This window comes from Streptomyces sp. NPDC033178 (assembly GCF_055577685.1).
Map to the genome: position 1 here is coordinate 245,170 of NZ_JBVIPT010000019.1, position 7,700 is coordinate 252,869.

10 protein-coding genes are annotated in these 7,700 nt (G+C 69.3%); all 10 read left to right on the forward strand.

Annotation, left to right across the window (positions count from 1 at the left end; translation table 11 throughout):
- Nucleotides 1-7: 7 nt before the first annotated feature.
- Nucleotides 8-577 carry a GNAT family N-acetyltransferase gene (locus tag ACZ5VQ_RS38360; RefSeq protein WP_362082062.1) on the forward strand — a complete coding sequence of 190 codons (570 nt, stop codon included), beginning with the start codon at nucleotides 8-10 and terminating at the stop codon, nucleotides 575-577.
- A 139-nt stretch (nucleotides 578-716) separates the two neighbouring features.
- Nucleotides 717-800, forward strand: coding sequence for a putative leader peptide (locus tag ACZ5VQ_RS38365; protein ID WP_313904670.1), 84 nt, complete (start codon nucleotides 717-719; stop codon nucleotides 798-800).
- Nucleotides 801-947: 147 nt separating this feature from the next.
- Nucleotides 948-2,645, forward strand: a complete 1,698-nt coding sequence (locus ACZ5VQ_RS38370) for a nitrite/sulfite reductase (protein ID WP_469109019.1) — start codon at nucleotides 948-950, stop codon at nucleotides 2,643-2,645.
- On the forward strand, nucleotides 2,642-2,821 hold the full coding sequence (locus ACZ5VQ_RS38375; protein ID WP_055616311.1) for a PDDEXK family nuclease: 180 nt from the start codon (nucleotides 2,642-2,644) through the stop codon (nucleotides 2,819-2,821). Before ACZ5VQ_RS38370 ends, ACZ5VQ_RS38375 begins: the two co-directional genes overlap by 4 nt.
- Entirely contained in the window at nucleotides 2,818-3,567 is a 750-nt protein-coding gene (locus ACZ5VQ_RS38380) for a phosphoadenylyl-sulfate reductase (protein WP_469109020.1), read from the forward strand. The genes ACZ5VQ_RS38375 and ACZ5VQ_RS38380 overlap by 4 nt, the downstream gene beginning before the upstream one ends.
- A gap of 2 nt (nucleotides 3,568-3,569) precedes the next feature.
- Nucleotides 3,570-4,127: an adenylyl-sulfate kinase gene (gene cysC / locus ACZ5VQ_RS38385; RefSeq protein WP_361915254.1), complete on the forward strand. Its 558-nt coding sequence runs from the start codon at nucleotides 3,570-3,572 to the stop codon at nucleotides 4,125-4,127.
- Nucleotides 4,124-5,065, forward strand: a complete 942-nt coding sequence (cysD, locus tag ACZ5VQ_RS38390; RefSeq protein ID WP_469109021.1) for a sulfate adenylyltransferase subunit CysD — start codon at nucleotides 4,124-4,126, stop codon at nucleotides 5,063-5,065. Before cysC ends, cysD begins: the two co-directional genes overlap by 4 nt.
- 2 nt (nucleotides 5,066-5,067) lie before the next feature.
- Nucleotides 5,068-6,423, forward strand: a complete 1,356-nt coding sequence (locus ACZ5VQ_RS38395) for a sulfate adenylyltransferase subunit 1 (RefSeq protein WP_055616315.1) — start codon at nucleotides 5,068-5,070, stop codon at nucleotides 6,421-6,423.
- A 1-nt stretch (nucleotide 6,424) separates the two neighbouring features.
- Entirely contained in the window at nucleotides 6,425-6,562 is a 138-nt protein-coding gene (locus ACZ5VQ_RS38400) for a hypothetical protein (RefSeq protein WP_469109022.1), read from the forward strand.
- Between the two features lie 136 nt (nucleotides 6,563-6,698).
- On the forward strand, nucleotides 6,699-7,700 hold a 1,002-nt coding region (locus tag ACZ5VQ_RS38405; protein ID WP_469109023.1), incomplete at its 3' end, for an ABC transporter substrate-binding protein.

The window sequence follows — 7,700 nt, forward strand, 5'->3', positions numbered from 1 at the left end:
GGCCCGCATGAGCATCGCTGTGACCACTTGGTCCCTGGAGCAGGTCTCCCCGGCCGACCAGCTGCCCGCCGCCGCCCCCGACGGCGACGTCCGGATCGTCCGCGCCGAGGTGCCCTCCCCCGAGTTCAGCCGCTATCTGTACGCAGCGGTCGGCGGCGACATCCGCTGGACGGACCGGCTGGGCTGGACGTACGCGCGGTGGCAGGAGGACCTGGACCGGCCGGGTGTGGAGACCTGGGTCGCGTACGACCGCGGGACGCCCGCCGGGTACGTACAGCTGGAGCCGCAGGACGACGGCGTCGTGGAGATCGTCTACTTCGGGCTGATCCCCGCCTTCCGGGGCCGACGCATCGGCGGGCACCTCCTCTCCCACGGCGTGGCACGCGCCTGGGACCTGGCCGACCGCTGGCCGGGGCGGGCACAGACGAAGCGCGTCTGGTTGCATACATGCAGCAAGGACGGCGAGCACGCGATGGACAACTACCTGCGCCGCGGCTTCAGGCTCTTCGACACGAAGGTCGAGGAGGAGCCGGACGTGACGGCACCCGGGCCCTGGCCAGGGGCGCACGTAAGCTGACCTGGCAGGACGTGGCCGGATCCCGGCCACGCGACCGGCCGTGTGACCGACACCACCCTTGTCTCGCGTATCGAGACAAGGGTGTCCGCATCGTGGACGAAGCTGGACTGTGTCCAGATTGCCGTGACACGCTTCCGTCATGTCTGGAACTGGAATTGCCTTGGTGAGTCGGCGGCACGTCGACCTCGGCCGCATGTCCAGCGCCATCTGTCCGGCCTGCTGACACAAGGCACCGGGGGCCTCTGACCCCGCGCCCAGCACTGCCGACATCCCCTTTGTCTCGCCTTGCGCAAAGACGCGCACGTATGTCCGCATGCGCGCATACACGCAGGTCGAAGCCGCATCCGCCTGTCCCGAAGGACGTAGAACCATGGCCGCCACCCCACAGAATCCCGCTGCCGCAACGCCCCGCCGCAAGGTGAGCCGTCACCGCGGCGAGGGCCAGTGGGCCGTTGGTCACTACACCCCGCTCAACGGCAACGAACAGTTCAAGAAGGACGACGACGGTCTCAACGTGCGGACACGCATTGAGACGATCTACTCCAAGCGGGGCTTCGACTCGATCGACCCCAACGACCTGCGCGGACGCATGCGCTGGTGGGGCCTCTACACCCAGCGCAAGCCCGGGATCGACGGCGGCAAGACCGCGATCCTGGAGCCGGAGGAGCTGGACGACAAGTACTTCATGCTGCGGGTGCGGATCGACGGCGGACGCCTCACCACCCAGCAGCTGCGGGTCATCGGCGAGATCTCGCAGGAGTTCGCGCGGGGCACCGCGGACCTCACCGACCGGCAGAACGTCCAGTACCACTGGATCCGCATCGAGGACGTCCCGGAGATCTGGGAGCGCCTGGAGGCCGTCGGGCTGTCCACGACCGAGGCCTGCGGTGACACGCCCCGGGTGATCCTCGGCTCGCCCGTCGCCGGGATCGCCGAGGACGAGATCATCGACGGCACCCCGGCCATCGAGGAGATCCACCGCCGGGTCATCGGCAACAAGGACTTCTCGAACCTGCCCCGCAAGTTCAAGACCGCGATCTCCGGCTCGCCGCTGCTCGACGTGGCGCACGAGATCAACGACGTCGCGTTCGTCGGCGTGAACCACCCGGAGCACGGCCCCGGCTTCGACCTCTGGGTCGGCGGCGGCCTCTCCACCAACCCGAAGATCGGCCAGCGCCTCGGCGCCTGGGTCCCGCTCGACGAGGTCGCGGACGTCCACATCGGCGTCCTGTCGATCTTCCGCGACTACGGCTACCGGCGCCTGCGGACGCGCGCCCGGCTGAAGTTCCTGGTCGCCGACTGGGGTGTCGAGAAGTTCCGCCAGATCCTTGAGGACGAGTACCTGAAGCGCAAGCTCGTCGACGGCCCCGCTCCCGACCAGCCGGTAGCCCGCTGGCGCGACCACGTCGGTGTGCACCGTCAGCAGGACGGCCGCTACTACGTGGGCTTCGCCCCGCGCGTGGGCCGCGTGGACGGCGCGACCCTCACCAAGATCGCCGAACTGGCCGAGGCGCACGGCTCCGGCCGGCTGCGCACCACCGTCGAGCAGAAGATGATCGTGCTCGACGTGGAGCAGGACCGGATCGACTCGCTGGTCGAGGGCCTGGAGTCGCTCGACCTGACCGCCAAGCCGTCGCCCTTCCGGCGCGGCACGATGGCCTGCACCGGCATCGAGTACTGCAAGCTCGCCATCGTCGAGACCAAGGCCCGCGGCGCCTCGCTGATCGACGAACTGGAGCGCCGCATCCCCGAGTTCGACGAGCCCATCACCATCAACATCAACGGCTGCCCGAACGCCTGCGCCCGTATCCAGGTCGCGGACATCGGTCTCAAGGGCCAGTTGATGCTGAACGACCAGGGCGAGCAGGTCGAGGGCTACCAGGTGCACCTCGGCGGCGCGCTCGGCCTGGAGGCCGGCTTCGGCCGCAAGGTCCGTGGCCTGAAGGTCACTTCGGACGACCTGCCCGACTACGTCGAGCGCGTGCTGAAGCGTTTCGAGGAGGAGCGCGAGGACGGCGAGCGCTTCGCCACCTGGGCTACTCGTGCCAGCGAGGAGTCCCTTTCATGAGTGAGCGCGCGGCGCCCTTCTACTGCCCCTACTGCGGTGACGAGGACCTGCGTCCCAGCGAGCAGGGGCACGGCGCGTGGGAATGCGCGGCATGCAATCGAGCCTTCCAACTGAAGTTCCTGGGGCTGCTGTCCCGGGGGGTTCAGCGCAACGACGGTGGAGGGGACGAGATATGACGACCGTTCAGACCGATACCGATACCGATACCGAGAATCAGACCGACCTTGAGAGCGGCCGGGACGCCGAGCTCAAGGCTCTCGCCGAGCAGGCCGGCCGCGACCTGGAGGACGCCTCCGCCCTGGAGATCCTCCAGTGGGCGGTGGACACCTTCGGCAAGCAGTTCTGCGTGACCTCCTCGATGGAGGACGCGGTGGTCGCCCACCTCGCCTCCCGCGCGAGGCCCGGCGTGGACGTCGTCTTCCTCGACACCGGCTATCACTTCGAGGAGACCATCGGCACCCGGGACGCGGTCGAGGCCGTGATGGACGTCAACGTCATCACACTCACCCCGCGCCAGACCGTGGCCGAGCAGGACGCCGAGTACGGGCCGAAGCTGCACGACCGCAACCCCGACCTGTGCTGCGCGCTGCGGAAGGTCAAGCCCCTCGAAGAAGGGCTCACCAAGTACAGCGCCTGGGCGACGGGCCTGCGCCGCGACGAGTCCCCGACCCGGGCGAACACCCCGGTCGTCGGCTGGGACGAGAAGCGCCGCAAGGTCAAGATCTCGCCGATCGCCCGCTGGACGCAGGACGACGTCGACGCGTACGTCACCGAGCACGGCGTACTCACCAACCCCCTGCTGATGGACGGCTACGCGTCCGTCGGCTGCGCCCCCTGCACCCGCCGGGTGCTGGAGGGCGAGGACGCGCGCGCCGGCCGCTGGGCGGGCCGCGCGAAGACCGAGTGCGGACTGCACGGCTGACCATGACGACGATTCAGGAGAACCAAGTGACCGGAGCCACCATCTGGCTCACGGGTCTGCCGAGCGCCGGCAAGACCACCATCGCGTACGAACTGGCCGGACGGCTGCGCGAGGAGGGCCACCGCGTCGAGGTGCTCGACGGCGACGAGATCCGTACGTTCCTGACGGCGGGCCTCGGCTTCAGCCGCGAGGACCGGCACACGAACGTCCAGCGCATCGGCTTCCTCGCCGATCTGCTGGCCCGCAACGGCGTCAAGACACTGGTGCCGGTCATCGCTCCGTACGCCGACAGCCGCGAAGCGGTGCGCAAGCGCCACCAGGCGAGCGGGGCCGCGTACATCGAGGTGCATGTCGCCACTCCGGTCGAGGTGTGCAGCGAGCGGGACGTGAAGGGCCTGTACGCCAAGCAGGCGGCGGGCGAGATCTCGGGTCTGACCGGGGTCGACGACCCGTACGAGGAGCCCGAGTCGCCCGATCTGCGCATCGAGTCGCACACCCAGTCCGTGCAGGAGTCCGCGGCGGCGCTCCACGCGCTGCTCGCCGAGAGGGGTCTCGCATGACGACGACCGTTGCCGACGTCTCCGAGGAGGGGACCGACAGCCCGTACGCGCTCTCGCATCTGGACGCTCTGGAGTCCGAGGCGGTGCACATCTTCCGCGAGGTGGCGGGTGAGTTCGAGCGGCCGGTGATCCTGTTCTCCGGCGGCAAGGACTCCATCGTCATGCTGCACCTGGCGCTCAAGGCGTTCGCGCCCGCTCCCGTGCCGTTCTCGCTGCTGCACGTGGACACCGGGCACAACTTCCCGGAGGTCCTGGAGTACCGCGACCGCACGGTGAAGAAGCACGGGCTGCGGCTGCATGTCGCCTCCGTGCAGGAGTACATCGACCGTGGCGCCCTCAAGGAGCGCCCGGACGGGACGCGCAACCCGCTGCAGACGGTGCCGCTGACGGAGAAGATCCAGGCCGAGCGGTTCGACGCGGTCTTCGGCGGCGGACGCCGGGACGAGGAGAAGGCCCGCGCCAAGGAGCGGGTGTTCTCACTGCGCGACGAGTTCTCGCAGTGGGACCCGCGCCGCCAGCGGCCGGAACTGTGGAACCTCTACAACGGTCGGCACGCGCCCGGCGAGCACGTCCGCGTCTTCCCGCTGTCCAACTGGACCGAGCTGGACGTCTGGCAGTACATCGCCCGCGAGGGCATCGAGCTCCCGGAGATCTACTTCGCGCACGAGCGGGAGGTCTTCCAGCGGGCCGGCATGTGGCTGACCGCCGGCGAGTGGGGCGGCCCGAAGGAGAGCGAGACCGTCGAGACCCGCCTCGTCCGCTACCGGACCGTCGGTGACATGTCCTGCACGGGTGCCGTCGACTCCGACGCCACCACGCTGGACGCCGTGATCACCGAGATCGCCGCCTCCCGGCTCACCGAGCGGGGCGCCACCCGCGCCGACGACAAGATGTCCGAGGCCGCGATGGAAGACCGCAAGCGCGAGGGGTACTTCTAACCATGACGAGCACCACCGAACCCACCGTGCCGCTGTCGGTCGAGCAGCTGTCCGCGACGACCCTGCTGCGCTTCGCCACCGCGGGATCCGTCGACGACGGCAAGTCCACCCTCGTCGGCCGGCTGCTGCACGACTCCAAGTCGGTCCTCACCGACCAGTTGGAGGCCGTGGAGCACGCCTCCCGCAACCGCGGCCAGGACACGCCCGACCTCGCGCTGCTCACCGACGGCCTGCGGGCCGAGCGCGAGCAGGGCATCACGATCGACGTGGCGTACCGCTACTTCGCCACGGCGAGGCGCCGGTTCATCCTCGCCGACACGCCCGGCCACGTGCAGTACACCCGCAACATGGTGACAGGTGCCTCCACGGCCGAGCTGACGGTGGTCCTGGTCGACGCCCGTAACGGCGTCGTCGAGCAGACCCGGCGCCACGCGGCGATCGCCGCGCTGCTGCGCGTCCCGCACGTCGTGCTGGCGGTCAACAAGATGGACCTCGTCGAGTACAAGGAGTCCGTCTTCGCGGCGATCGCCGAGGAGTTCACCGCGTACGCATCCGAGCTGGGCGTTCCCGAGATCACCGCGATCCCGATCTCCGCGCTCGCCGGCGACAACGTGGTGGACCCGTCCGCGAACATGGACTGGTACGGCGGCCCGACCTTCCTGGAGCACCTGGAGACGGTCCCGGTCAGCCACGACCTCACGACCTGCCACGCGCGGCTGCCCGTGCAGTACGTGATCCGTCCGCAGACCGCCGAGCACCCGGACTACCGGGGGTACGCGGGCCAGATCGCGGCCGGTGCCTTCCGTGTCGGCGAGTCGGTCACCGTGCTGCCCTCCGGCCGTACGTCGCGGATCTCCGCGATCGACCTGCTCGGCGAGCCGGTCGACGTGGCCTGGACGACGCAGTCGGTGACCGTCCTCCTGGAGGACGACGTCGACATTTCGCGCGGCGACCTGCTCGTGCCGACCAAGGACGCGCCCGCGACGACGCAGGACATCGAGGCGACCGTCTGCCACGTGGCCGACGCGCCGCTGACCATCGGCCACCGCGTGCTGCTCAAGCACGGCACCCGCACGGTCAAGGCGCTGGTCAAGGACATCCCGTCCCGGCTGACGCTCGACGACCTGTCGCTGCATCCGCACCCGGGCCACCTGGACGCCAACGACATCGGCCGCGTCAAGATCCGTACGGCCGAGCCGCTGCCCGTCGACTCGTACGCCGACTCGCGGCGCACCGGTTCGTTCATCCTGATCGACCCGTCCGACGGCACCACGCTCACCGCGGGCATGGTCGGCGAGTCCTTCGCCTCTCCGGAGCCGGTCAAGGCCGAGGCGGACGACGACGGTTGGGACTTCTGACATGGCTTCCCACGACTTCGACTCCCCCGGCTTCCACTCCACCGACTTCTACTCCACGTTCGCGAAGGAGGGCGGCCGCGTCGGCAGCGGCGCGCTTGGTAGCGGGCAGGGCGGGGTGGCGCGATGTGCGGCGAGGTGACGGCCCCAGTGGGGCTTGAGCACGCGCACTGTCTGTGCGTCATCGCTCCCCACCGCCTGCGAAAGCGAAGACCAGCCGACCTCCCGGCCACGACCTGAGAGACGTGACCGCCGGGCCGACGAGAGGAACACCTCCCGTGCCTGCCACCCGAAGCAAGCTGCGCCGCGGCCTCGCCGCCGTAGCCGCTCTGCCCCTTCTCGCGCTCGCCGCCACCGCCTGTGGCTACGGGTCCGAGGCCAAGGACGGTGACACGTCGAAGGTCGCCGCCGTGGGCAAGAAGGTCGACGGGCTCGACTCCGTGCGGATCGGCTACTTCCCGAACCTGACGCATGCCACGGCGCTCGTGGGCGATCAGGAGGGGCTGCTGCAGAAGGAGCTGGGCGGCACGAAGGCCACCTACTCCCAGTTCAACGCGGGGCCGGCGGAGATCGAGGCGTTGAACTCGGGTTCGATCGACATCGGCTGGATCGGTCCCTCGCCCGCGATCAACGGCTACAGCACCACCGACGGCAAGGGCCTGCGGATCATCGGCGGTTCCGCGTCCGGCGGCGTGAAGCTCGTCGTCAACCCGGACAAGGTCACCTCCCTCAAGGACATCAAGGGCAAGAAGATCGCCACCCCGCAGCTGGGCAACACCCAGGACGTGGCCTTCCTCAACTGGATCGCCGAGCAGGGCTGGACGGTCGACGCCCAGAGCGGCAAGGGCGATGTGTCGGTGGTCCGCACCGACAACAAGATCACCCCGGACGCCTACAAGTCCGGGTCCATCGACGGTGCGTGGGTGCCCGAGCCGACCGCGTCCAAGCTGGTCGCCGAGGGCGGCAAGGTCCTCCTGGACGAGGCCGACCTGTGGCCGGACAAGAAGTTCGTCATCACCAACATCATCGTCTCCCAGAAGTTCCTCGCCGATCATCCGGATGTGGTGCAGGCGGTGCTGCGCGGCTCGGTGAAGACCAACACGTGGATCAACGCCCACCCCGACCAGGCGAAGGCGGCCGCCAACACCAAGCTGCAGGAGCTGTCGGGCAAGCCGCTGCCGGCCGATGTGCTGGACCCGGCGTGGAAGTCGATCCAGTTCACCGACGACCCGCTGGCCTCCACCCTGAACACCGAGGCCGACCACGCGGTCAAGGCGGGC

What these genes read in the sequence shown, in the direction of transcription:
- ACZ5VQ_RS38375 (WP_055616311.1), top strand. Translation starts at nt 2,642, where the DNA reads ATGAGTGAGCGCGCGGCGCCCTTCTACTGCCCCTACTGCGGTGACGAG.
- ACZ5VQ_RS38380 (WP_469109020.1), top strand. Translation starts at nt 2,818, where the DNA reads ATGACGACCGTTCAGACCGATACCGATACCGATACCGAGAATCAGACC.
- ACZ5VQ_RS38360 (WP_362082062.1), top strand. Translation starts at nt 8, where the DNA reads ATGAGCATCGCTGTGACCACTTGGTCCCTGGAGCAGGTCTCCCCGGCC.
- ACZ5VQ_RS38395 (WP_055616315.1), top strand. Translation starts at nt 5,068, where the DNA reads ATGACGAGCACCACCGAACCCACCGTGCCGCTGTCGGTCGAGCAGCTG.
- cysC (WP_361915254.1), top strand. Translation starts at nt 3,570, where the DNA reads ATGACGACGATTCAGGAGAACCAAGTGACCGGAGCCACCATCTGGCTC.
- ACZ5VQ_RS38365 (WP_313904670.1), top strand. Translation starts at nt 717, where the DNA reads ATGTCTGGAACTGGAATTGCCTTGGTGAGTCGGCGGCACGTCGACCTC.
- ACZ5VQ_RS38400 (WP_469109022.1), top strand. Translation starts at nt 6,425, where the DNA reads ATGGCTTCCCACGACTTCGACTCCCCCGGCTTCCACTCCACCGACTTC.
- cysD (WP_469109021.1), top strand. Translation starts at nt 4,124, where the DNA reads ATGACGACGACCGTTGCCGACGTCTCCGAGGAGGGGACCGACAGCCCG.
- ACZ5VQ_RS38370 (WP_469109019.1), top strand. Translation starts at nt 948, where the DNA reads ATGGCCGCCACCCCACAGAATCCCGCTGCCGCAACGCCCCGCCGCAAG.